Origin of the sequence: Rhodovastum atsumiense (assembly GCF_937425535.1) — a bacterium.
Classification (GTDB): domain Bacteria; phylum Pseudomonadota; class Alphaproteobacteria; order Acetobacterales; family Acetobacteraceae; genus Rhodovastum; species Rhodovastum atsumiense.
On the sequence record NZ_OW485601.1, the window covers coordinates 5,088,900 to 5,111,646 of the forward strand.

Genomic DNA, 22,747 nt, shown 5'->3' on the forward strand with positions numbered 1-22,747 from the left:
ATGGACGTTAAAGTCAAGATGCCATCGGTGATCGTCTCCCTCGAAGTCGAGGTCGGCGCCGCAGTCACCAAGGGTCAGGTCGTGGCCGTGGTCGAGGCCATGAAGATGAAGAACAACTCGCTGGCGCCGGCCGACGGCACGGTGAAGTCGATCGCCGTCAAGGCGGGCGACCGCCTGAAGCCCGGCGGCGTGATCATGACCATCGAGTGAGATCGTGGCGGCGGGGACGGTGCCCCGTCCCCGCCGCATCACCGGAACCTCCAAATGGGGTACGTGACTTGGTGATTTATGGACTCGCGCTGATGGGCGGCTGCATGCTCATCGGCACCCTGGCGGGCGACCTGATCGGCTACCTGGTCGGCATCGATGCCAATATCGGCGGCGTCGGCATCGCGATGCTGCTGCTGGTGATCATCTCCCGGCGCCTGATGGACCAGGGCAAGCTCTCGAAGCTGGCCGAGGGCGGCATCATGTTCTGGAACGGGATGTATATCCCGATCGTCGTGGCGATGGCCGCGTCGCAGAACATCCTGGCGGCCTTCGGGTCCGGGGCGCTGGCCTTCATCCTCGGGCTCGCCCCCGTCGCGCTCGGCTTCCTGCTGATCCGTCCGCTCGCGGCGCTCAGCCCGAAAGAGGCCTCGGCCAAGATCGCGGAGGAAGTGTGACATGACCGTGCTCTATCATTTCCTTCTCGAATACCCGCTGATCACGGCCTTCGTCTTTGTCGGCCTGATCATGTGGATCTCCGGCCATCTGGGCAAGGCGACCGGTAACCGCATCCACGGCTCGGCCATCGCCATCGTGTTCGGCCTGGTCCTGGCCTATGTCGGCGGCAAGTACACCGGCGGCAAGAAGGGCATCGCCGACGTCAGCCTGTTCTCGGGCTTCGCCCTGATGGGCGGCGCGATGTTCCGCGACTTCGCCATCGTCAGCACCGCCTTCGGCGTGAAGCTGGAGGAGCTGAAGAAGGCGGGCTTGCCCGGCACCATCGCGCTGTTCGTCTCGATCGCGCTCTCGGTGGCGGTGGGTGCCGCCTTCGGCGCCGCCTTCGGCTATACGAGCCCGGTTGACATGGCCACCCTGGGTGGCGGTGCCGCGACCTTCATCGTCGGCCCCGTGACCGGCACCGCGCTCGGTGCTTCCTCCGAGGTGATTGCCCTGTCGGTCGCCGCGGGCGTGGTCAAGTCGATCGCCGTGATGATCCTGACGCCGCTGCTGGCCAAGCCCGCCGGCATCACCACCCCGGCCGCCGCGGCCGTGTTCGGTGGGCTGATGGGCACCACAAGCGGCACAGCCGCCGGATTGGCTGCCACCGATCCGAAGCTGGTCCCTTATGGTGCCCTCACCGCGACCTTCTACACCGGGCTGGGATGCCTGCTGGTGCCGTCGGTCGGTTACATGGTGCTCAAGGCCCTGTTCGGCTGAGACTCTCCGCAAAAAGAGGTCCGGACAGGGCGCCTGCCAGTAACCAAGACCATTTGAGACGACTGATCGAAGGTTTCAAGGCGCTTGCCTCCGGCGGGTCCTGAAGCCACACAGGGGAAGGGGGCGTCACGCTCCCTTCCCACTTACCACGCCGGCCCCACGGGCGGCGGAACGGATGACCAGGATGCGGATCGAGGTTCGCTCGGTGTATCAACGCTTCGAGGCGTTCGAAGCCCTGCGTGGCATCGACCTCGTGCTGTCCGAGCGGCGAATCGGCATCGTCGGCGGCAACGGCTCCGGCAAGAGCACCTTCGCCCGCCTGCTGAACGGGCTGCTGCTGCCCAGCGCCGGCCAGGTGCTGGTGGACGGCCTCGACACCGCTCACGAGGGAAAGGCGGTGCGCCGCAAGGTCGGGTTCGTGTTCCAGAATCCGGACAACCAGATCGTCATGCCGGTGGTGGAAGAGGACGTGGCCTTCGGGCTGCGCGGCCTGAAACTCTCCCGCGCCGGGCGCGAGGCGCTGGTCGAATCGGTGCTCGACCGCTACGGCCTGCTGTCCCTGCGCGCCCATCCGGCGCATGCGCTGTCGGGCGGGCAGAAACAATTGCTCGCCCTGGCCGGCGTGCTGGTGACCGAGCCCGATTGCGTCGTGTTCGACGAGCCGACCACGCTGCTCGACCTGCGCAACGCGCGCATGGTGGCGCGGGTCATCGACGGGCTTGCGCAGACCGCGATCGTGGTGACCCACGACCTCGGCCTGCTCGAGCGCTTCGACCGGGTGATCGTGTTCGACGAGGGCCGGGTGGTGGCCGACGACCTGCCCGCGCCGGCGCTCGATTTCTACCGGCGGCGCATGCAATGAGGACCGCGCCGCCCCCCCTGTCCTCCGTGTTGCACCGCCTGCCGGCGGCGGCCAAGCTGCTGGCGCTGGCCGTGGCGGGGACGGGGCTGGTGCTGGTCGAGGACTGGCGGGCGATGCTCGCGGCCTTCGCCGGGGTGGTCCTGCTGTATCCGGTGGCGCGGCTGTCCCCGCTGGTGCCGCTGCGCCAGTTGCGGCCGCTGCTGTGGCTGCTCGGGGTACTTTTTCTCGCGCAATGGGTGATGGAGGCGTGGCAACTGGGGCTGCTGGTGGTGTTGCGCCTCGCTGCCCTGGTGCTCGCGGCTGACCTGGTGACCCGGACCACGCGTACCGAGGCGATGATCGCGACGCTGGAACGAGGGCTTGGACCCTTCGCCCGCTTCGGCGTGAACCCGGCCAAGGTGGCACTGGCGATCTCGCTGGCGCTGCGCTTCATTCCGGTGATCGCCGAGCAGGCGCGCGAGATCCGCGACGCCCAGCGCGCCCGCGGGCTTGACCGCAACCCGCTGGCGCTGTTGCTGCCGCTGATCGTCCGCACGCTGCGCATGGCCGGCGACGTCGCCGATGCGATCGAGGCACGCTCCGGCGGCGTGGAGGACGCGCCCGTGCCGTCGCCTTCCCGCAACCCCGAGTCCCGTCAACAGGAATCCCCATGTCCGCAGCCGGATTCACCACGCGCGACGTCGTTTACATTGCCCTCTTCGCTGCCCTGACCGCGGCGCTGTCGATCTTTCCGCCTTTCGTCGTGCCCATGCTCGGCGTGCCGGTGACCGCGCAGTCGCTGGGGCCGATGCTGGCCGGTGCCGTGCTCGGCGCGCGTCGCGGCGGGCTGGCGATCCTGCTGCTGCTGGTGCTGGTGGCGCTCGGGCTGCCGCTCCTCTCGGGCGGGCGTGGCGGGCTGGGCGTGTTCTTCGGGCCAAGTGCCGGGTTCATGCTGGGCTGGGTCGTGGGCGCGGTCGTGGTCGGGGCGCTGCACGAACGCTTCTGGGCCACACTGCGGCCGGTCACTTCCTTCCTGTTCTGCGTCATCGGCGGCATCGTCGTATGCTATGCCATCGGCATTCCCTGGGTGGCGGTGGTGGCGCATCTGCCGCTGGAGAAGGTGGCGATGGGGTCGGCCGTGTTCATTCCGGGGGATCTGATCAAGGCGGGGCTTGCCGCGGCCGTTGCGGTGACGGTGCGGCGGTCCTATCCACTGATCCGTCGGGCAGCGTAAGGGAAGGCGAGGGCTCCGCCCTCGACCCGGCAGGGGGCAGGGGCCCCCTGCACCCCAATTCGCGCTGCGCGGCACAGAATGGGTTCCAAGGGCGAAGCCCTTGGTGGAGGTCCAGGAGGCGAAGCCTCCTGGTGGGGGGCGGGGCAACGCCCCGCCAAGGGCACCATGCCGGACGAAGCCGTGTTGTTCACTCACTGGGGCGCCTACCACGCAACGGTCGCGGAAGGCCGGCTGCTGGCGCTGGCACCGTTGCCCGGTGATCCCGCTCCCTCGCCGATCGGCCAGTCCATCCCCGGCGCGCTGGCCGATCCGTTGCGCATCCGCCAGCCGATGGTGCGCGAGGGGTGGTTGCGTGCCCGTGGCGCCAGCCGGGCGCGGCGTGGGCGCGAGGCTTTCGTGCCGGTTTCCTGGGAGACCGCGACCGCGCTGGTTGCCGATGAGATCGACCGGGTGCGACGGGTGCATGGCAACAGCGCCATCTTCGGTGGCTCCTATGGCTGGGCCAGTGCCGGGCGGTTCCACCACGCCCAGAGCCAGTTGCATCGTTTCCTCAATGCCTGCGGCGGTTTTACCGCTTCCAGCCACACCCACAGCTACGCCGCCGCCGAGGTGTTGCTGCCGCATGTGATCGGCAGCCTGGACGGGCTGGTGGGCGCGCACACGCCCTGGCCGGTGTTGCGGCGCCATACCACGCTGATGGTGATGTTCGGCGGCATGCCACTGCGCAACACGCAGGTGGCCGCCGGTGGCGTCGGCCGACATGGCATCGCCGATGCCTTGCGGGGCTGCCGCGCCGCCGGCATGGCGTTCGTGACCATCAGTCCGATCCGTGATGACGCGATGGCGGACCTGGACGCGGAGTGGCTGGCGCCACGGCCGAACACCGACACCGCGTTGATGCTGGGGCTGGCGCATACGCTGTGGCAGGAGGGGCTGCACGACGCCGCGTTCCTGGCGCGCTGCTGTACCGGCTTTGAGCGTTTCCTACCCTACCTGACCGGGGCGGCGGACGGCCAGCCCAAGGATGCCGACTGGGCTGGCGCAATCTGTGGGCTGCCGGCGGCGGCGATCCGGGCGCTGGCCCGGCGCATGGCGGCCAACCGCACCATGATCACGGTCGCCTGGTCGCTGCAGCGGGCTGAGCACGGCGAACAGCCGCTGTGGATGGCGATCACGCTCGCCGCCATGCTGGGGCAGATCGGCCTGCCCGGCGGCGGGTTCGGCTTCGGCTATGGCGGCAGCAACCGCGTCGGGCTGACGCCGCATCCGTTCTCCTGGCCTGCGTTGCCGCAGGGCGAGAACCAGGTGGTGGATTTCATCCCGGTGGGACGGCTTGCCGACATGCTGCTGCATCCGGGCGAGTCCTTCGCCTATGACGGGCGCCGCCTGCGTTATCCCGATATCCGGCTGGTCCACTGGGCGGGCGGTAATCCGTTCCACCACCACTCCGACCTCAACCGGCTGGTGGAGGCGTGGCGCCGACCCGAAACGGTGGTGGTCCACGAGCCATGGTGGAACCCGCTGGCCCGGCATGCCGACATCGTGCTGCCCTGCACCACTTCGGCCGAGCGCAACGACCTTGGCATCGCCACCACCGAAGGGCATCTCTTCGCCATGCGGCAACTGGTGGCGCCGGTGGGGGAGGCGCGCAGCGACTTCGCCATCCTGGCCGGCATTGCCGACCGGCTCGGCCTCGGCGCGACCTTCACCGAAGGACGCGACGAGATGGGTTGGGTGCGCCAGCTCTACGCCGAGGCGCGCGCGCGGGCGGCGGCGCATGGGCACGATCTGCCGGACTTCGAGCGGTTCTGGCGGGAGGGCGAGGCGCGCCTGCCGACACCCACGCCGGGGCCGGACCTGCTGGGGGCCTTCCGCGCCGATCCGGATGGCGCGCGGCTGGCCACGCCGTCCGGCCGCATCGAGCTGTATTCCGAGACGATCGCCGGTTTCGGCCTGGCGGATTGTCCGGGCCATGCCACGTGGCTGCCGCCCTCGGAATGGCTGGGCGCGCCGGCGGCGGCGCGGTTCCCGCTGCATCTGGTGTCCAACCAGCCGGCGACGCGGCTGCACAGCCAGTACGACCATGGCAGCGTCAGCCGCGCCGCCAAGGTGGCGGGGCGCGAGCCGGTCCGGCTGCATCCGGCCGATGCCGCCGCGCGCGGCATCACCGCGGGCATGCCGGTGCGGCTGTTCAACGATCGCGGCGCCTGCCTCGCCGGCGCCGTGCTGAGCGAGGCGGTCATGCCGGGGGTGGTGCAGCTTGCCACCGGCGCCTGGTACGATCCCGGCCCGGACGGGCTCGACCGCCACGGCAACCCGAACGTGCTGACCCTGGACAAGGGCAGTTCCGCCCTGTCACAGGCCCCGGTCGGGCTCAGCGTCCTGGTGGATGTGGAACCCTGGCGCGGCCCGCCGTCGTCGCCCGGTGCCTTCACCCCGCCGGACATCGTGACGTCCCCGCAGCCGGAGAGCCGCATGGAGCATCCCGTCCTCGCCGCCATCGAAAGCCGCCGTTCGGTGCGGGCTTTCCTGCCGACCCCGGTGCCGCGCGAGACCATCGCCCGGATCCTCACCGCCGCCGCGCGGGCGCCGAGCGGGGCGAATATCCAGCCCTGGCAGGTGCATGTGGTGACGGGGGCGGCGCGGGCGCGGCTCTGCGCGGCGCTGCAGGCCGCCGCCGCGGCGCCCGACCCGGAGGTGCCGGCGGAATACGACTACTATCCCCGGCAGTGGTTCGAGCCCTATCTGGGGCGGCGGCGGCAACTGGGCTGGGAGCTGTACGGCCTGCTGGGCATCGGCCGGCGCGACACCGCGGCGATGCAGCGCCAGCATCATCGCAATTTCGATTTCTTCGACGCGCCGGTGGGGGTGTTCTTCACCCTCGATCGCCGCCTTGGCGCCGGAAGCTGGCTCGATTGCGGCATGTTCATGCAGAACGTGATGGTGGCGGCGCGGGCCTTCGGCCTGCACACCTGCGCGCAGGCCGCCTTCACCAGCCACCACCAGGTCATCCGCGCCGAACTGGGGCTGGCGGAGGAGCAGATCCTGCTCGCCGGCATGGCGCTCGGCCACGAGGACACCACCCGGCCGGAGAACGCGCTGCGCACCGCCCGCGTGCCGGTGGACGGGTTCACGACGTTTCACGAGGACTGAGCCATGCCAGCCGCCGGCAGCATCACCGCCCCCCTGGCGGGGCATGCGCTCCGCGCGCCGGACGGCATCGCGATCCGCTGGGAACAGGATGCGATCACCTGGGCCGCGCTGGACGGGACGGTGCATCGCCTCGCGGCGTTCCTGGCCGGGCGCATCCCGCCGGGGCGCGGCCTGGCGATGGCGCTGCCGAACGAGCCCGCGCTGTTCCTGCTGATTCTGGCCGCGATCCGCGCCGGGCGCGAGGTGCAGATCCTTGATCCTGCCTGGCCGGCGGAGACGCGGCGGGCGGTGCTGGCGCAGTTGCGTCCGGGCCTGCTGGTCGGCGCCGACGGCATCGTCCTGCCGCCCAGGCTGGGGTTTGCCGCCGTCGCCGATGCGCTCGACGCGCCCCGGGATCTCACCCGCCTGCCCGAGCCGGCTGCCGAAACGCCGTTCTATGTCGGCTTCACGTCAGGGACGACGGGAATGCCGAAGGGATTCCGTCGTCACCAGCTGTCCTGGCTGGAGAGTTTCCGGGGCGACGACGCGATCCTGCCGATCGGCCCCACCGATGGCGTGCTCGCGCTCGGCAGCCTGGTGCATTCCAATTTCCTCTATGCCTTCCTGCGGGCAGTGCACGCGGGCGCCACCATCACGCTGTGCCGCCATTTCGCCGCCGGCGCGGCACGGCGCCTGCTGGATGCGGGCGCGGCCAGCGTGCTGTACGGCGTGCCCTCACAATTGCAAATGGTCATGGAGGCCGGCCGGCAGCCTTGTGCGGCGGTGCGGCTGATCTATTCCTCCGGGGCGAAGTTCCCGCCCGAGCGGCGGGTGGCGCTGGCCGCGCAGTTCCCGCGGGCGCGGTTCTGCGAATATTACGGCGCCTCCGAGACCAGCTTCATTGCCATGACCGGTCCGGAGCAGGACGCCCCGCCGGAGTCGGTCGGTCGCCCGTTCCCGGGGGTGCGGGTGACGATCCGCGACCACGACGGTACCTGCCTGCCGGAAGGGGCCACCGGCCTCGTCTTCGTCGAGAGCCCGCTGTGCTTCCTGGGCTATGCCACCGAAGCGGAAGCGACGCTGCTGCGGGCCGGCGCGGCGGTTTCGCTGGGCGATGTGGGCCGCTTCGACGCGGCCGGCTTCCTGCACATCGTCGGCCGCGCCAGCCGCATGATCATTTCCTCGGGCAAGAACATCCATCCCGAGGCGATCGAGGCGCGGCTGCAGGCGCACCCCGCCGTTGCCGCGGCGGCGGTGCTGGGGCTTGCGGATGCGCAACGCGGCGAGCGGCTGGTTGCGGTGCTGCATTGCCCGCAGGCCGTGCCGGCGCGGCGCGACCTCGTCGCCGGCCTGCGGGCGCATTTGCCGCCGCACGAGGTGCCGCAGCGCTATCTGCTGCTGCCGGAATGGAGCTACACCCCGTCCGGCAAGACCGATTTCGCCGCGATCCGCCGGCGCATCGCCGCCGGCGAGGGCGATCCGCTGTCATGAGCGCCTGGGTGATCGCCGCCCGCCGGACCCCGGTGGCGCCGCGCCACGGTGCCTTCGCCCGGCTGGAGGCGGCGGAACTGGCCGCGCCGGTGATCCAGGCCCTGTGCGCCGAGGCAGGGGATGCCGGTGTGGACCAGGTGATCCTGGGCAACGCGCTGTATGGCGGCGGCAATCCGGCGCGGGTCGCGGCGCTGCTCGCGGGCCTGCCGGAGACGGTGCCGGCCATGACCATCGACACGCAGTGCTGCGGCGGGCTGGACGCGGTGCTGCTGGCCGCCGCCCTGGTGTCGGCGGGGCAGGCGCGGGCAGTGATCGCCGGGGGGCTGGAAAGCTACAGCCGCGCGCCGATCCGCCAGCGCCGGCCGCGCGATCCCGCCGAGGCCCCGCAGAGCTACGCGCGTCCCCCCTTCACGCCGTGGCCGGAGCGCGATCCGGACATGATCGAGGCCGCCGCCGGGCTTGCCGCGCTGCGCGGTGTCCCGCGCTGCGGACAGGAGGACTACGCCATCGCCAGCCACAGGCGGGCGCTCGGGGCCAGGCATCCGGAGCTGGTGCCGCTGGCGGGGTTGGAGCGGGATGCCTTCGCCCGTCCGCTGACCCGGCGTCTCTGCGCGCGCCTGCCGGTGCTGGCCGGGGATGCGGCGCACGGCGTGACCGCGGCCACCGTCGCGGTCGAGGCGGATGCGGCGGCCGCGGTGCTGGTCGTGGACGAGGCGCTGGCCCGCCGGCATCCGGGGCGGGCGCTGCGCCTGCTCGGCGGCGTGCGTGGCGCCGGCGATCCCGTTCATCCCGCGCTGGCCCCGATCGCCGCCGCGCGGGCGCTGCTGGCGCGCTGCGAGGTCGCGGCGGAGCGGATCGCGGTCAGCGAGATCATGGAGGCGTTCGCGGTCCAGGCCATGGCGTGCCGCGACGGCATCGGCCTCGATCCGGCGCGCTGCAACCGTGGCGGCGGCGCGCTGGCCCGTGGCCACCCCATCGGCGCGTCGGGGGCGATCCTGGCGGTGCGGCTGTTCCATGAATTGCAGGCGGATGCCCCCGGTGCGGTGGGGCTTGCCGCCATCGCCGCCGCCGGCGGGCTCGGCAGCGCCCTGCTGCTGTCCGCATGATCACGGTGGCGACGCCGGCGGAACTGGGGAGGTTCATCGGCCAGGAGCAGCGCAGCCCGAGTGGGCTCGTGGTCGATGCCGCGATGGTCGAGGCTTTCCTGGCCCTCTGCGGCGATGGCAACCCGATCCATCAGGGCGCGGATGCGATCGTGCCGGGCAACCTGCTGCTGGCGCAGCTACCCCGCTTCCTGCAGGCGCTGTTCCGGGTCGGGCACTGCCGGCGGAGCCTGCTCGCCGGGTATCGGGCGGTGCGCTTCCGGCGTCCGGTGCCGGTCGGTGCCTGCGTCCATCTGGCGGCGACACTGGCGGCGGTGACGCCGGCCCGCGATCTGGTGCGGGTGGAGACGGCCTGCCGGGTGCTGCATGGCGAGGCCGTCGCCCTGACCGCCGACGTCACGGATGTCTATATGGTCTGAGTCAGGCCGGGCAGGGGATCGTTCACCGTTCCAGCAGCGCCCGTGCCCCTTCGCGCAGCGCCTTGCGGGCGTCGTCGCGCAGATAGGCCATGTGTCCCCCCGGCGTGACCAGCAGCCGCACCCGGTCCGGCGCGCCGATCTGCGGCAACTGCGCCAGCACCAGCTTGGTGCCGAAATAGGGGGTCACCAGGTCGTCGCGGCCATGCGCGACCAGCACCCGCAGCGCCGGATCCAGCGCCAGGACCTCGCGCAGGGCCCGGGTGGCGTCCGGCCGGCGCAGCCGGTGCCCCCAGTCCCAGGCCTGCGACACCTCGTCGTTCAGCACGCGGTAGGCGCCGTCCGGGTGCCAGCCCAGCCAGCCGTACACTGTCAGCATCCCCGTGGTCAGCGGCGCGCGCAGCCCGTCCAGCACCGGGTCCGGCTGTTCGTTCCAGGCCACTTCCGGCGCCGCATCGGGCGCCAGCAGGGTGGCGTCGTAGGCGCTGGCCACCTGGCCCGGGGCGCGTTCGCGCAGGAAGGTCTGCAGGTCGATCCGCCCCGCGCGGCGGCGCACCAGCGCCGGATCGAGCCCGGTCAGTGCCGCCACCCGCGCGGTCAGCCGCTCCACCGCGGCGCTGTCGCGCGGGCCGCGCAGCAGGTCGGCCAGGAACGGTCCGGCGGCGTAGGTTTCCACCTCTTCCAGGTCCAGCCCGCGCTCGTCCGCCTGCGCCGCCACCGCCGCCATCGAGGGCAGGCGCTGCACCAGCGACAGCGGATCGGTGCCGCGCGCCCGCCATTCGAAGTCGAGCACCGGGGAGACCAGCACCAGCCCGGCCACGCCGAAGCCCTCGGTGAGCTGCAGCGCCCGCGCCAGCAGCGGCCCGCGGAACCCGCCATAGCTTTCGCCTACCACCAGCCGGGGCGAGGCCTCGCGGCCGGCCTGGGCCAGCCAGCGGCGGATGGTTGCGGCCAGGGCGGTGATGTCGCCGTCCACCGACCACAGCCGCCGGCGCAGCTCCGCGTCGTCGCGGGCGAACCGGCTGTAGCCGGCGCCAACCGGATCGAGGAACACGAGGTCGGTGAAGTCGAGCCAGGTCTCGGCGTTCGGCACCGGCAGCGCCGGGGCCGAGGGGGAGGGCACGCCATCGATCGCCAGCCGCCACGGCCCCATGGCGCCGAGCTGCAGCCAGGCCGAGGCCGCGCCCGGCCCACCGTTGACGGCGAAGGCAACGGGGCGGGTGCGCGGGTCGGCGTCGTCCAGCGTGTAGGCGATGAAGGCGATCTCCGCCTGCGGCTTTCCCTGCGTGTCGCTCAGCCGGATGGCGCCGGCGGTGGCGGTGAAGGCCAGCGTCCGGCCCGGCAGGGCGAGGCGGTGGCGGCTGACGGCATTGGGTGGCAGCGCCGGCCGGGCCTCGCCCAGCTCCGCCGGGGGCGGGGCGTGCTGGGACAGGGCAGGGAGAGGACAGGCCAGCAGCAGGGCCGCCAGGGCAACAACAAACCGCACGCGCGTCTCCGTTGGCAGGAAGCGCCAGCATAGCCCGGTTTCCAGGGGGGCTTCATGCCCCGGGAACACCGAGTTCCCGCGCCCGCAGCGTGTCCTCGCTGCCCACCGGCTCCTCGCCCGGGCGCGCCCGCGTGGTCCAGCCCTGGCCGTCCCACACCCGTACAGTGAGCACCGGGGTACCGTCGGGGCCGATGCGGATGCGGTTATAGGCGTTCGGCTCGCCGCGCAGCCGCACCGAGGTCGAGGTGGCGCCCTGCACGATCAGCGGCGCATCGATCGCCGCCGAGGCAAGCCGGGCATAGCCGCGATGCAGGTGCCCGGCCAGCACCAGCCGCACCCGGTGGCGCGTCATCGCCGCCAGCGCCCGCCGCGCGCCCCCCGCCAGCGTCACCCGCGGTCCGCCCTCGGGGGGCACCAGCGGGTGGTGCGCCACCACGATGCGGACCAGCTCGGGCGGCAGCGCCTCCATCCTGGCCCCGAGCCCGCCCAGCCGCTTGCTTGTTACCCGGCCGCGCGACCAGTCCATGTGCTCGCCGAAGCGCCGCGCGGTGTTGAGCCCGATCACCGCGACATGGCCGTTGCACCAGGCCGGCTCGGTTTCCGGCGCGATCTCCTGCCGCCAGCGCGCGTACGGGTCGAGGAAGCGCTCGATCAGGGCGAAGGGGGTGATGTCGTGGTTGCCCGGCACCGCCAGCACCGGCGCGCCCAGCCCGTCGAGGAAGGCCCGGGCCGCCCGGAATTCCCGCCGCCGGGCCCGCATGGTCAGGTCGCCGCTGACCGCGACCAGATCCGGCGGCTCGGCTCGTAGCTCCGCGCTCAGCGCCGACACCACGGCCGGGTCCTCGGCGCCGAAATGCAGGTCGGTCAGATGCGCGATGAAGGTCACGGGATTCCTCCGTGAGTTGACATGCCGCTCAGCGTCCGCCGGACGCGCCAGTTCCGGGGCGCTGCCCCGGCCCCGCCAGAGGCTCCGCCTCTGGACTCCGGCAGGGGCCATCGGCCCCTGCACCCCATTTCGGGTTCCAAGGGCCTGCGGCCCTTGGCGGAGGTGCAGGAGGCGGAGCCTCCTGCCGGGGCCGGGGCAGCGCCCCGGGCGCGGCGGTTCCTTGACTCCGGCGCCTCCGCCCGCCATAAGCGCCCCCTTCGATCACCGCCGGTCCGCGAAGGTTCGCGCACCGGCGCGCATGGTGTTGGGGTTCGCGTGTTCGAAAACCTGTCCGGCAAGCTTTCGGGTGTCTTCGACGGCCTGCGTGCCCGTGGCGCGCTGAACGAGGCCGACGTTACCGATGCCCTGCGCGAGGTGCGGCTGGCGTTGCTCGACGCCGACGTGGCCCTGCCCGTGGTCAAGGACTTCATCACCAAGGTGCGCGAGCGCGCCGTCGGGCAGGAGGTGCTGGACAGCGTCTCTCCCGGCCAGCAGGTGGTGAAGATCGTCAACGATGTGCTGGTCGAGCAGCTGGGCGGGGCCGGCGCGGTGCCGCTCAACCTGAACGCCACCGCACCGATCCCGATCCTGATGGTCGGCCTGCAGGGCTCGGGCAAGACCACCACCGCCGGCAAGATCGCGCTGCGCCTGGCCTCGCGGCTGCGCAAGAAGGTGTTGCTGGCCAGCCTGGACACCTACCGCCCGGCCGCACAGCTGCAGTTGCAGCAGCTCGCCGAGCGCGCCGGGGTGCCGAGCCTGCCGATCATCGCCGGCCAGACCCCGCTGCAGATCGCCCAGCGGGCGATGGAGACGGCGCGGCGCGAGGTCTATGACGTCGTCATCCTCGACACCGCCGGCCGCCTGTCCATCGACCAGGAGATGATGGAGGAGGTGAAGGCGATCCGCGCCGCCTCTTCTCCGGCCGAGACGCTGCTGGTGGTCGATGCCATGACCGGCCAGGACGCGGTGAACACCGCGCGCGCCTTCAACGAGGCGGTCGGCGTCACCGGCATCGTCATGACCCGCATGGACGGCGACGCCCGCGGCGGCGCGGCGCTGTCGATGCGGGCGATCACCGGCGCGCCGATCAAGCTGGTCGGCACCGGCGAGAAGATCGAGGGGCTGGAGGATTTCCATCCCGAGCGCGTCGCCGGACGCATCCTCGGCCTGGGCGACGTGGTCGGCCTGGTCGAGAAGGCGGCCGAAACGATCGAGCAGGAAGAGGCCGAGAAGCTTGCCCGCAAGATGGCGAAGGGCAAGTTCGACCTCGAGGACTACGCCAAGCAGATCAAGCAGATCAACAAGATGGGCAGCCTGTCCTCGATCATCGGCATGCTGCCGGGGGCGGGCAAGCTGCAGGCGCATCTGGACGCGGCCGGGGCCGCCGACCTCGACAAGACCGTGTTCAAGCGCCAGTCCGCCATCATTTCCTCGATGACGCCGCAGGAGCGGCGCACCCCCGACATCATCAAGGCCAGCCGCAAGAAGCGCATCGCTGCCGGCTCCGGCACCTCGGTGCAGGACGTCAACCGGCTGCTGAAGCAGTTCGACGAGATGTCGGCGATGATGAAACGGGTGAGCAAGCTGGGGCAGAAGGGGCTGATGCGCCACGGCCTGCAGGCCCTGCTTCCCGGCAACCGCCGCCCGTTCTGAGCACGGTTTCAAACCCGATCCACTGGATTCACACGGAGACCACCGAAACCCATGTCCCTGAAGATTCGCCTCTCCCGCGCCGGCGCCAAGAAGCGCCCCTATTACCACATCGTGGTTGCCGACAGCCGCTCGCCGCGGGACGGCCGCTTCATCGAGAAGCTGGGCAGCTACAACCCGATGCTGCCGGCCGATCATGCCGACCGCGTGCGCCTGCAGAGCGAGCGCATCCAGCACTGGGTGAGCCAGGGCGCCCTGCCGACCGAGCGCGTCGCCCGTTTCCTGGGCCATGCCGGCCTGGCGCCGATGCCGACCTTCCGCGAGCAGCCGATCCAGTCCGCGCCGAAGAAGAAGGCGCAGGAGCGGCTGAAGGCCGCTGGCGCCTGAGCCGACGCCCTTGCCTGAACCGCGCATCCTGATGGGCGTGATCGGCAGGCCGCACGGCGTGCGGGGGCTGGTGCGCGTGCACAGCTACACCGCCACGCCGGACGAACTGCCGCAGTACGGGCCGTTCGCGGACGATCGCGGACGCCGTTTCACGCTGCGCTGGCGCGGCGAGGGCATCGCCGAGATCACCGAGATCGTCGATGGCAAGCCGGTCCCGGTGCGGGACCGTGATGCCGCCGGGCGGCTGGTGAACGTGCGGCTCTATGTCGAGCGCGACCGCCTGCCCCCGCCCGAGGAGGACGAGTTCTATCTCGCCGACCTGATCGGGCTGCAGGCGGTGGGGCCGGACGGCCGGGTGCTGGGCCGGGTGGACACGGTGCATGACTACGGCGCCGGCGCCAGCCTGGAGATCGGCCCGCTGCTGGTGCCCTTCACCCGCGCCGCCGTGCCGGAGGTGGACCTTGCCGCCGGCCGCGTCACCATCGTCCTGCCGGACGAGGTGGTAGTGGCGGAGCAGGCGGCGGCACCGGACCGGGAGAGCGCGGCATGAGCTGGCGGGCAAGCGTGCTGACGCTGTTCCCGGGGGCCTTTCCGGGGCCGCTCGGGCAGTCGCTGGCCGGGCGGGCGCTGGAGCGCGGCGCCTGGTCGCTGGAGGCGCGGGACATCCGCGCCCACGGCCTGGGGCGGCATCGCAGCGTCGACGACACCCCGTTCGGCGGCGGCGCCGGCATGGTGATGCGGCCGGACGTGGTGGATGCGGCGCTGGCCGAGATCGCCGACGACCGACCCGGCATCTTCCTCACCCCGCGCGGGGCGCCGCTGACCCAGGACCTGGTCCGCGACCTCGCGGCGGGGCCGGGGGTGATGCTGCTCTGCGGCCGCTACGAGGGGATCGACCAGCGCGTCATCGAGGCGCGCGGCCTGCGGGAGGTCTCCATCGGCGACTACGTGCTCTCCGGCGGTGAGCTGGCGGCGATGGTGCTGCTGGATGCCTGCGTGCGGCTGCTGCCCGGGGTGATGGGGGCGGCCGAGAGCGCCGAGGAGGAAAGCTTCTCGGCCGGACTGCTGGAATACCCGCACTACACCCGCCCGGCCGAGTGGCAGGGCCGCGCCGTGCCCGACGTGCTGCTGTCCGGCAACCACGGCGAGATCGCCGCCTGGCGCCGCGCCGAGGCGGAACGGATCACCCGCGAGCGCCGCCCCGATCTGTGGGCGGCCCATCGATCAGACATGCACGGCCGCGCGGTTGCCACCGCACCCGGCGCGCCGTAAGGGATTTCACCGAAAGGACCAAGCCATGAACATCATCCAGCAGCTCGAGGCCGAGCAGATCGCCCGCCTCACCGCCGAGCGTGCGGTGCCCGATTTCCGCCCCGGCGACACGCTGCGCGTCTCGGTGAAGGTGGTGGAAGGCGAGCGCGCCCGTCTGCAGGCCTTCGAGGGCGTCTGCATCGCGCGCTCGAACAAGGCGCTGAACAGTAACTTCACCGTGCGCAAGATCAGCTACGGCGAGGGCGTGGAGCGCGTGTTCCCGCTGTATTCGCCGACGATCGCGGAGATCCAGGTGGTCCGTCGCGGCGATGTGCGCCGCGCCAAGCTGTATTACCTGCGCGGCCGCAGCGGCAAGTCCGCCCGCATCGCCGAGCGCGCCCGTGACGTGAGCGGCGCGGCGGAACAGACCGCCGCCGAATAGGCGGCACGGGCGCGCTGCGGCGTGCAGGGGAGGGAGAATAAATGGCTGATCCGAACATCCATCCGTCGCCGGCCCCGGCGCCGCGCACGCTTTTCGACAAGGTATGGGACGCGCATGTCGTCGAGCGTTTGCCCGACGGCACCTGCGTCCTGTACATCGACCGTCACCTCGTCCACGAGGTGACCAGCCCGCAGGCCTTCGAGGGCCTGCGCGCCGCCGGCCGGACGCTGCGCCGGCCGGACCACACGCTCGCGGTGGTGGACCATAACGTCCCCACCTCCGATCGCCGCAACGGCATCTCGGAGCCCGAAAGCCGGCTGCAGGTCGAGACGCTGGAGCGCAACGTCGCCGAGTTCGGCGTGCCCTACCTGCCGTTGCTGGATGCGCGCCAGGGCATCGTCCACATCGTCGGCCCCGAGCAGGGCGTGTCGCTGCCCGGCACGACCATCGTGTGCGGCGATTCCCATACCTCCACCCATGGCGCGCTGGGGGCGCTGGCCTTCGGCATCGGCACCTCCGAGGTGGAGCACGTGCTGGCGACGCAGACGCTGCTGCAGAAGCCGGCGAAAAACATGTTGGTGCGGGTGGACGGCACGCTGCCGGCCGGCTGCACCGCCAAGGACATCGTGCTGGCGATCATCGGCCGCATCGGCACCGCGGGCGGCAACGGCCACGTCATCGAATTCGCCGGCGAGGCAATCCGCGCGCTCGACATGGCCGGGCGCATGACCGTCTGCAACATGTCGATCGAGGCCGGCGCACGGGCCGGCATGATCGCGCCGGACGCAACCACCTTCGAGTATGTGCGTGGCCGTCCCTTCGCCCCCAAGGGCGAGGGGTTCGAGGCGGCCGTTGCCTATTGGCGCACGCTGCCGTCGGATCCGGGCGCGGTCTATGACCGCACTGTCGTCCTCGACGCCGCCCAAATTCCGCCGATGGTAACCTGGGGCACCAGCCCGGAAGCGGTGCTGCCGGTGACCGGCACCGTGCCGGATCCACGCGAGGAGTCGGACGAGGCGCGTCGCCAGCAGATCCAGCGCATGATCGAGTACATGGGCCTGGAAGCGGGACAGCGGCTGACCGACCTGAAGGTCGATGTCGTGTTCGTCGGCTCCTGCACCAATGGTCGCATCGAGGATTTGCGCCAGGTGGCGCGGGTCGCGCGCGGGCGCAAGGTGGCGCCGGGCGTGCGGGCGCTGGTGGTGCCGGGCTCGGGGCTGGTGAAGCAGCAGGCTGAGGCCGAGGGGCTGGATCGCGTGCTGCTGGAAGCCGGCTTCGAATGGCGCGAGCCGGGCTGCTCGATGTGCCTGGCCATGAACCCCGACAAGCTCACGCCGGGGCAGCGTTGCGCCAGCACCTCCAACCGCAATTTCGAGGGCCGGCAGGGGCCGGGCGGGCGGACGCACCTGGTCTCTCCGGCCATGGCCGCGGCCGCGGCCGTGACCGGCCATCTGGCGGATGTTCGGGAGCTTGTGTGATGGACGCTTTCACCACGCTGACCGCCATCGCAGCGCCGTTGCCGATGGCGAATGTCGACACCGACAAGATCATCCCGGCGCGCTTCCTCAAGACCATCAAGCGATCCGGGCTCGGGGCGAATCTGTTCGATTCGCTGCGCTACGACGCGGAGGGGCGCGAGCGGCCGGATTTCGTGCTGAACCGGGAGCCGTACCGGCGCGCCCAGATCCTGATCGCACACGAGAATTTCGGCTGCGGGTCCTCGCGCGAGCACGCGCCCTGGGCGTTGCTGGATTTCGGCATCCGCTGCGTGATCGCGCCGGACTTCGCCGATATTTTCTACAACAACACCTTCAAGAACGGCATCCTGCCGATCCGGCTGCCGCGCGAGGTTTGCGACCAGCTGATGCAGGATGCGCAGCTCGGCGAGAACGCGCGCCTGACCATCGATCTGGAACGGCAGGTGGTGGTGCGCCCGAACGGCGAGGAGATCGCCTTCGAGATCGACCCGTTCCGCAAGCACCTGCTGCTGAACGGGCTCGATGATATTGGCCAGACCCTGCAGCATGCGCCGCGGATCGATGCCTACGAGCAGCGCCGACATGCCGAGGTGCCCTGGCTGTCCGGCATCGCCGTGTAAGGAAGCAAAGAACGGACCGTGCGGGTGCAAGCCCGCCCTGTCCGTCCTGGCTGTGCCTGTCCTGGACTTTGTGGAAACGTTCTGTTCCCTTGTCGGGACGGGAGCGGGGGAAGGCCAGCTGGGCCGATCCCCCGATCTCATGTGAGCGCAGCCGCGCTCCCGAGACTGAGTGCCATGTGGCCCGGAGCCTGAGCCCGTGGCGTTCCCCAGACGCAATCGAGGATTTTCAGCAATGGCCGCCAACAAGAAGCTTCTGGTCCTGCCGGGCGACGGCATTGGGCCGGAGGTGATGCGCGAGGTTCGCCGCGTCATCGACTGGATGGACCGCCGCCGCCACGTTGCCTTCGACATCACCGAGGATCTGGTCGGCGGCGCCGCGATTGATGCGCGTGGCACGCCGATCGCCGATGCCACCATTGCCCGTGCGCTGGAGGCCGATGCCGTGCTGTTCGGCGCGGTCGGTGGGGCCAAGTGGGATTCGCTCGGTTTCGACAAGCGTCCTGAGCTGGCCATCCTGCGGCTGCGCAAGGAGCTTGGCCTGTTCGCCAATCTGCGCCCGGCGACGGTGCTGGATCCGCTGGTGGATGCGAGCACGCTGAAACCCGAGGTGGTGCGCGGGCTCGACATCATGATCGTGCGCGAGGCCACGGGCGGCATCTATTTTGGCGATCCGCGCGGCATCGAGATTCTGCCTGACGGCACCAAGAAGGGTATCAACACCGAGGTCTACACCACGCCGGAGATCGAGCGGGTGGCACGCGTGGCCTTCGAGCTGGCGCGCAAGCGGCAGCGCCGCGTCTGCTCGGTGGAAAAGGCCAACGTGATGGAGAGCGGGCTGCTGTGGCGCCAGACGGTGCAAGCGCTGCACGATGCCGAATACGCCGATGTCGAGTTGGCGCACATGTACGCCGACAACTGCGCCATGCAGCTGGTGCGCAACCCGCGCCAGTTCGATGTGATCCTGACCGGCAATTTGTTTGGTGACCTGCTGTCGGATCTGGCGTCGATGCTGACCGGTTCGCTAGGCATGCTGCCTTCGGCGACGCTGGGCCTGGCGGATGCGTCAGGGCGCCGGCATGCGCTGTATGAGCCGATCCACGGCAGCGCGCCCGACATCGCCGGCAAGGGTGTGGCCAATCCTCTGGCGCAGATGCTGAGCTTTGCGATGCTGCTGCGGTATTCCTTCGACATGGAGGAAGACGCGAAGCTGATCGAGCGGGCCTGCGTCAACGTGCTGGCCAATGGCCTGCGCACGGCCGACGTGATGGCGCCGGGCTGTGCCAAGGTGGGCACGCAGGTGATGGGCGAGGCGGTGCTGCGCGAACTGGACAAGCTCGCCGCCTGATCGTTGCGGAAGCGGGGAGAGAGAAACCAGCTATGCGTTGCGGTTTCCCTCTTGCCCCCGCCCGGCGGACCGGCTACATCCCCGTTCACCGGCGGCGCCCGTAGCTCAACTGGATAGAGCACTAGACTACGGATCTGGGGGTTAGGGGTTCGAATCCTCTCGGGCGCGCCAGTTTCAATCACTTAGATTGTGGATAAGTCGGGACCGCTCCATCCTTTGCAGTACTTTGCGCAAAGGGGTTTTGGCGGTTCCCGGGCTGTTCAGCCCTTCCGGCGACGCGCCGTGGCGATGGTGACCACCTTCGATGGTTCGGTCCCCGCATGCTTCTCCCAGGCTTCGATCCCGCCCAGCGCGACCTCGGTCCGGCGCGGCAAATAGGTGTCGATAATCCGCTGGCAGTAATCGATCGCGTGGCCGCTGACGGCCGCGATCTGCGGTGTGGTGGCGCCGGCTTCCGCCAGGCGCACGATGCCGGTCCGCCGCAGGTCACGCCGCTGCCGGTGCCGTGCTTCAACCTCTGCGCGGGCGTCCTTCTCCGTCATCCCCGATTCGATGAATTGCTCGACCAGGGCTGCATCCATCTTGGCCAGAGTGTTGTCCCAGGCGCGGGCGAAGTTGCGGTAGCGCCAGGGCTTGCCGCGTGGCGAGGCCACCAGCAGGGCCGGACCCGATTCGTCGGCACAGGCAGCGATTCGCGCCCGGAGCGCGGTTTCCAGCCGGGCATGTACCGGCACATCCAGCAACGCGCCGGTCTTGCGCTGGCGTAGGGCGATGTAGAGCCGGCCGTTGCGTTCGCTCACGGCATCGCGTGACATCGCCAGCACATCGGCGGGGCGCTGCACGGTGTAGAGCAGCAGCAGAAAAGCCAGGCGCAGGCTGGGGCGTGCGTGATCGAGGAATCGCGTCTCGTCCTCGACGCTCCAGATCTCGGTGCGGGGCGGCAGCTCGACCCGGCCGGGTTGCTGCGCCGGATTCGCGGGGATCCACTCCAGCCGCACCGCCAGCCCCAGCAGCAGGCGGAACAGCGCCAGGATCATGTTCGCCTTCGCCGGGTGGTCCTGCAGCTGGGTCTTGATCCGCTCGATCGTGCCGGGCCGGATGCCGCGCACCGGCAGGTCGCCCCAGGTGGCGCGCATCTGGTCGAGGTAAATGTCGTAGAGCGTGCGCGTGCTCGGACGCAATTGGCGGTAGCGGGGCGTGCGGAGATATTCGTCGATCAGGGCATTCAACGACCGCGGCAGCGCCGCTTCGGCCAGGGCGGCCTGCCGGCGGGCCGCCACGGCGGCCAACGCAGCGTCACGGTCGGTGCCGAGGAATTCGCGCGTCTCCCGGTCGTAGTAGCGCCGGACAATGGTACCGTCAGCGCGCCGATACGAGGCGACGTTGAGACCGGTCGTCGTGGTTCGCGGCATTCAGGCGCGTCTCCCAAGCGAGTACATCCGGATCCGGCGCAAGGCTCACGGACGGCTCGGCCGCCAGGCCGGACCGGCGGTCCTCCGCAGCGTCGAGCGCCAGCCGATCCCACGTCAAGCGGCCGCCCTTGGCGCCCCTGGCCCGTCCCAGGGGCCAGATGCCATTGCGCACTTCGGCTTCGAAGACGGCCACCGAGACGCCGACATAGCGCGCAGCCTCTTCCCGGCTGAGGCAGCGGGGCCAGAAGGGGAGTTCTGAGAGTCTGTCTCTGAACTCATGCGGAACGAGCGAGCCGCCGGGTGAGGAGCATGACGGAGGCGGCGTAGAGGAAGGCGGTAGCCGAGGCGATGGTGGCCTCGAAGTCTCGGGCGAGACGGCGGTTTCGGCCGAGCCACGCGAAGCACCTTTCAACCACCCAGCGCCTTGGGTGAACGGCGAAGCCGACCTGACCGGCGGGCTTGCGGACGATCTCGATGGCGATGCACGTCGCGGCAGCCACACGCTCGGCGGCGTAGGCGGCATCGGCAAAGACACGCTCGATGAACGGGAAGCTGGCGCGCGACGCCTTGAGCACAGGCGGTGCGCCGTCGCGGTCCTGCACGCTGGCCGGGGTTACTTGGCCGACCAGCGGGCGTCCATCAGTGTCCACCAGAAGGTGGCGCTTGCGCCCGTTGATCTTCTTGCCTGCGTCGTAGCCGCGCGGGCCACCTGCCTCGGTGGTCTTGACGCTCTGGCTGTCAATCACTGCCGCCGAAGGGCTGGCCTCGCGACCGGCACGCTCACGGTCGGCCATGACGAGGTGGTGGTTGATCACCTCAAACACGCCCCGGTCGCGCCAGCGGGCAAACCAGCCATAGACCGTCTGGTGCGGCGGGAAGCAAGGCGGCAGCATCCGCCACGGAATGCCGCCGCGGAGCACGTAGAAGACCGCATCTATAATGTCGCGCAGCGGCCATTCCGGTGTGCGGCCCCGTGGTGAAGGGGGCGGCAATAGCGGCCTCAGCACGGCCCACTCGGCATCGGTGGTGTCGCTGGCGAAGCGCAGGCCATCGCGTCTATGTTGGGCGCGGGTGGTCGGGGTCCACATCAGGTGTCCATCCAACTCGGTCTCGACAACCTGTTGGAATCATACCTAACCCGGCCATCCAACCCCCATTCCGCATCCGTTCAGAGACAGCCTCTGAGTGTCTGACTCGAATCGGCTTCGTATCTCTATTTCCCTGATTCTATGTGGGAAGTGGATCAGGTGCTCGGCTCAAGTCGCGGCGAGGCGACGGGACATCAACTTGACGCTGGCGATGTAGAGCCAGGTCACGGCGCTTTCCGTGGTGGCCTCGAAATCCTTGGCCAGGCGCCGGTTGCGGTTCAGCCACGCGATCGTCCGCTCGACTACCCACCGCCGTGGCAACAAGACGAAGCCCTTGGCTGCGTCGGACCGCTTGATGATCTCGAGGGTCCATGTGCCGATGCTGTCCAGGGCCGTGCGCAGCTTCTCACCCGCGTAGGCAGCATCGGCGAACACATGGCGCAGCCAGGGGAATGAACTGCGGATGCTCTCCAGCAACAGTGGCGCGCCGTCGCGGTCCTGGATGTTTGCCGAATGCACAATCATTGCCACCGGCAGGCCGATGGTGTCGGTGAGGATATGCCGCTTGCGGCCTTTGACCATCTTTTCCGCCGCATAGCCGCGGGGGCCGCCAGCCTCGGTGGTCTTGACCGACTGGCTGTCGATCACGCCCGCAGTCGGGCTGGCTTCGCGGCCGGCCGCCTCGCGAACCTGCATCAGCAGCACGTGGTTGATCGCCTGCCACAGCCCGCTGTCACGCCAAGCGTAGAAGTAGCGCTGCACCGTGGTGAACGGCGGGAAATCCTTGGGCAACAGGCGCCACTGGCAGCCGGACTGGGCGATGTAGAAGAGGGCGTTGATCACCCCTCGCAGGCTGGTTTCGCGAGGCCGTCCGCACCCCGCTGGCGGCGGCAGCAGCGGCGCGATCACCGCCCATTCGGCATCGGTGGTGTCGCTTGCATAGCGCAGCCCGTCGCGCCGATACTTCGGTCGCGTGATGTCGGTCCAGACCATGACGAAGTCCCTCGTGTCTTTGCAAACT

23 protein-coding genes and 1 tRNA gene are annotated in these 22,747 nt (G+C 70.4%); 19 read left to right on the forward strand and 5 right to left on the reverse strand.

The features are described from left to right. The 10 genes from NBY65_RS22920 (at nt 1) to NBY65_RS22970 (ending at nt 9,645) form a co-directional block, all read left to right on the forward strand. A complete protein-coding gene (locus NBY65_RS22920; RefSeq protein ID WP_150044554.1) occupies nt 1-210 on the forward strand; it encodes a biotin/lipoyl-containing protein in 210 nt (69 codons plus the stop codon). A gap of 71 nt (nt 211-281) precedes the next feature. Continuing rightward, the gene (gene madL / locus NBY65_RS22925) at nt 282-665 is read left to right on the forward strand and encodes a malonate transporter subunit MadL (protein WP_250265767.1); all 384 of its coding nucleotides are present in this window, start codon (nt 282-284) and stop codon (nt 663-665) included. A 1-nt stretch (nt 666) separates the two neighbouring features. Further along, complete coding sequence (gene madM / locus NBY65_RS22930; RefSeq protein WP_150044550.1) at nt 667-1,425, forward strand: malonate transporter subunit MadM; 759 nt, start codon at nt 667-669, stop codon at nt 1,423-1,425. A 184-nt stretch (nt 1,426-1,609) separates the two neighbouring features. After that, entirely contained in the window at nt 1,610-2,287 is a 678-nt protein-coding gene (locus NBY65_RS22935; protein ID WP_150044549.1) for an energy-coupling factor ABC transporter ATP-binding protein, read from the forward strand. Then, a complete protein-coding gene (locus NBY65_RS22940; protein ID WP_150044547.1) occupies nt 2,284-2,997 on the forward strand; it encodes an energy-coupling factor transporter transmembrane component T family protein in 714 nt (237 codons plus the stop codon). Before NBY65_RS22935 ends, NBY65_RS22940 begins: the two co-directional genes overlap by 4 nt. Further along, nucleotides 2,937-3,500, forward strand: coding sequence for a biotin transporter BioY (locus NBY65_RS22945; protein ID WP_150044545.1), 564 nt, complete (start codon nt 2,937-2,939; stop codon nt 3,498-3,500). The genes NBY65_RS22940 and NBY65_RS22945 overlap by 61 nt, the downstream gene beginning before the upstream one ends. Nucleotides 3,501-3,665: 165 nt before the next feature. After that, nucleotides 3,666-6,653: a molybdopterin-dependent oxidoreductase gene (locus NBY65_RS22950; RefSeq protein WP_150044543.1), complete on the forward strand. Its 2,988-nt coding sequence runs from the start codon at nt 3,666-3,668 to the stop codon at nt 6,651-6,653. A gap of 3 nt (nt 6,654-6,656) precedes the next feature. Beyond that, entirely contained in the window at nt 6,657-8,123 is a 1,467-nt protein-coding gene (locus tag NBY65_RS22960) for an AMP-binding protein (RefSeq protein WP_150044541.1), read from the forward strand. Next, nucleotides 8,120-9,229: an acetyl-CoA C-acyltransferase gene (locus tag NBY65_RS22965; RefSeq protein WP_150044539.1), complete on the forward strand. Its 1,110-nt coding sequence runs from the start codon at nt 8,120-8,122 to the stop codon at nt 9,227-9,229. Before NBY65_RS22960 ends, NBY65_RS22965 begins: the two co-directional genes overlap by 4 nt. Beyond that, on the forward strand, nt 9,226-9,645 hold the full coding sequence (locus NBY65_RS22970) for a MaoC family dehydratase (protein WP_150044537.1): 420 nt from the start codon (nt 9,226-9,228) through the stop codon (nt 9,643-9,645). The genes NBY65_RS22965 and NBY65_RS22970 overlap by 4 nt, the downstream gene beginning before the upstream one ends. Before the next feature lie 22 nt (nt 9,646-9,667). On the opposite strand, the gene NBY65_RS22975 is transcribed toward NBY65_RS22970, so the two are convergent. After that, nucleotides 9,668-11,128 carry a S10 family peptidase gene (locus tag NBY65_RS22975; RefSeq protein ID WP_203330698.1) on the reverse strand — a complete coding sequence of 487 codons (1,461 nt, stop codon included), beginning with the start codon at nt 11,126-11,128 and terminating at the stop codon, nt 9,668-9,670. 52 nt (nt 11,129-11,180) lie between these two features. Beyond that, the gene (locus NBY65_RS22980) at nt 11,181-12,014 is read right to left on the reverse strand and encodes a metallophosphoesterase family protein (RefSeq protein ID WP_150044535.1); all 834 of its coding nucleotides are present in this window, start codon (nt 12,012-12,014) and stop codon (nt 11,181-11,183) included. A 315-nt stretch (nt 12,015-12,329) separates the two neighbouring features. On the opposite strand from NBY65_RS22980, the gene ffh reads away from it, so the two are divergent. The 9 genes from ffh (at nt 12,330) to NBY65_RS23025 (ending at nt 19,397) form a co-directional block, all read left to right on the forward strand. Then, nucleotides 12,330-13,706, forward strand: coding sequence for a signal recognition particle protein (ffh, locus tag NBY65_RS22985; protein ID WP_203330697.1), 1,377 nt, complete (start codon nt 12,330-12,332; stop codon nt 13,704-13,706). 51 nt (nt 13,707-13,757) lie between these two features. Beyond that, nucleotides 13,758-14,090: a 30S ribosomal protein S16 gene (gene rpsP / locus NBY65_RS22990; RefSeq protein WP_150044531.1), complete on the forward strand. Its 333-nt coding sequence runs from the start codon at nt 13,758-13,760 to the stop codon at nt 14,088-14,090. Between the two features lie 10 nt (nt 14,091-14,100). Beyond that, nucleotides 14,101-14,640, forward strand: a complete 540-nt coding sequence (gene rimM, locus NBY65_RS22995) for a ribosome maturation factor RimM (RefSeq protein WP_150044530.1) — start codon at nt 14,101-14,103, stop codon at nt 14,638-14,640. Continuing rightward, the gene (gene trmD, locus NBY65_RS23000) at nt 14,637-15,362 is read left to right on the forward strand and encodes a tRNA (guanosine(37)-N1)-methyltransferase TrmD (protein ID WP_150044528.1); all 726 of its coding nucleotides are present in this window, start codon (nt 14,637-14,639) and stop codon (nt 15,360-15,362) included. The genes rimM and trmD overlap by 4 nt, the downstream gene beginning before the upstream one ends. Before the next feature lie 25 nt (nt 15,363-15,387). Continuing rightward, the gene (gene rplS, locus NBY65_RS23005) at nt 15,388-15,783 is read left to right on the forward strand and encodes a 50S ribosomal protein L19 (RefSeq protein ID WP_150044526.1); all 396 of its coding nucleotides are present in this window, start codon (nt 15,388-15,390) and stop codon (nt 15,781-15,783) included. Between the two features lie 41 nt (nt 15,784-15,824). Next, nucleotides 15,825-17,261 (forward strand): 3-isopropylmalate dehydratase large subunit, encoded by a 1,437-nt coding sequence (gene leuC, locus NBY65_RS23010; protein WP_150044524.1) that lies wholly within the window; start codon nt 15,825-15,827, stop codon nt 17,259-17,261. Beyond that, nucleotides 17,261-17,881: a 3-isopropylmalate dehydratase small subunit gene (gene leuD / locus NBY65_RS23015; RefSeq protein WP_150044522.1), complete on the forward strand. Its 621-nt coding sequence runs from the start codon at nt 17,261-17,263 to the stop codon at nt 17,879-17,881. Before leuC ends, leuD begins: the two co-directional genes overlap by 1 nt. A gap of 232 nt (nt 17,882-18,113) precedes the next feature. After that, on the forward strand, nt 18,114-19,226 hold the full coding sequence (leuB, locus tag NBY65_RS23020) for a 3-isopropylmalate dehydrogenase (protein ID WP_150044520.1): 1,113 nt from the start codon (nt 18,114-18,116) through the stop codon (nt 19,224-19,226). A gap of 94 nt (nt 19,227-19,320) precedes the next feature. Continuing rightward, nucleotides 19,321-19,397: transfer RNA gene (locus NBY65_RS23025), tRNA-Arg, on the forward strand. An 89-nt stretch (nt 19,398-19,486) separates the two neighbouring features. Here the strand turns inward: NBY65_RS23025 and NBY65_RS23030 are convergent. The 3 genes from NBY65_RS23030 to NBY65_RS23040 all read right to left on the reverse strand — a co-directional run bounded on the left by NBY65_RS23030 (nt 19,487) and on the right by NBY65_RS23040 (nt 22,719). Further along, a complete protein-coding gene (locus NBY65_RS23030; RefSeq protein WP_150044518.1) occupies nt 19,487-20,638 on the reverse strand; it encodes a site-specific integrase in 1,152 nt (383 codons plus the stop codon). Nucleotides 20,639-20,913: 275 nt separating this feature from the next. After that, complete coding sequence (locus tag NBY65_RS23035; protein ID WP_250265680.1) at nt 20,914-21,726, reverse strand: IS5 family transposase; 813 nt, start codon at nt 21,724-21,726, stop codon at nt 20,914-20,916. Between the two features lie 168 nt (nt 21,727-21,894). Next, nucleotides 21,895-22,719, reverse strand: coding sequence for an IS5 family transposase (locus NBY65_RS23040; RefSeq protein ID WP_150045871.1), 825 nt, complete (start codon nt 22,717-22,719; stop codon nt 21,895-21,897). Nucleotides 22,720-22,747: the final 28 nt, after the last annotated feature.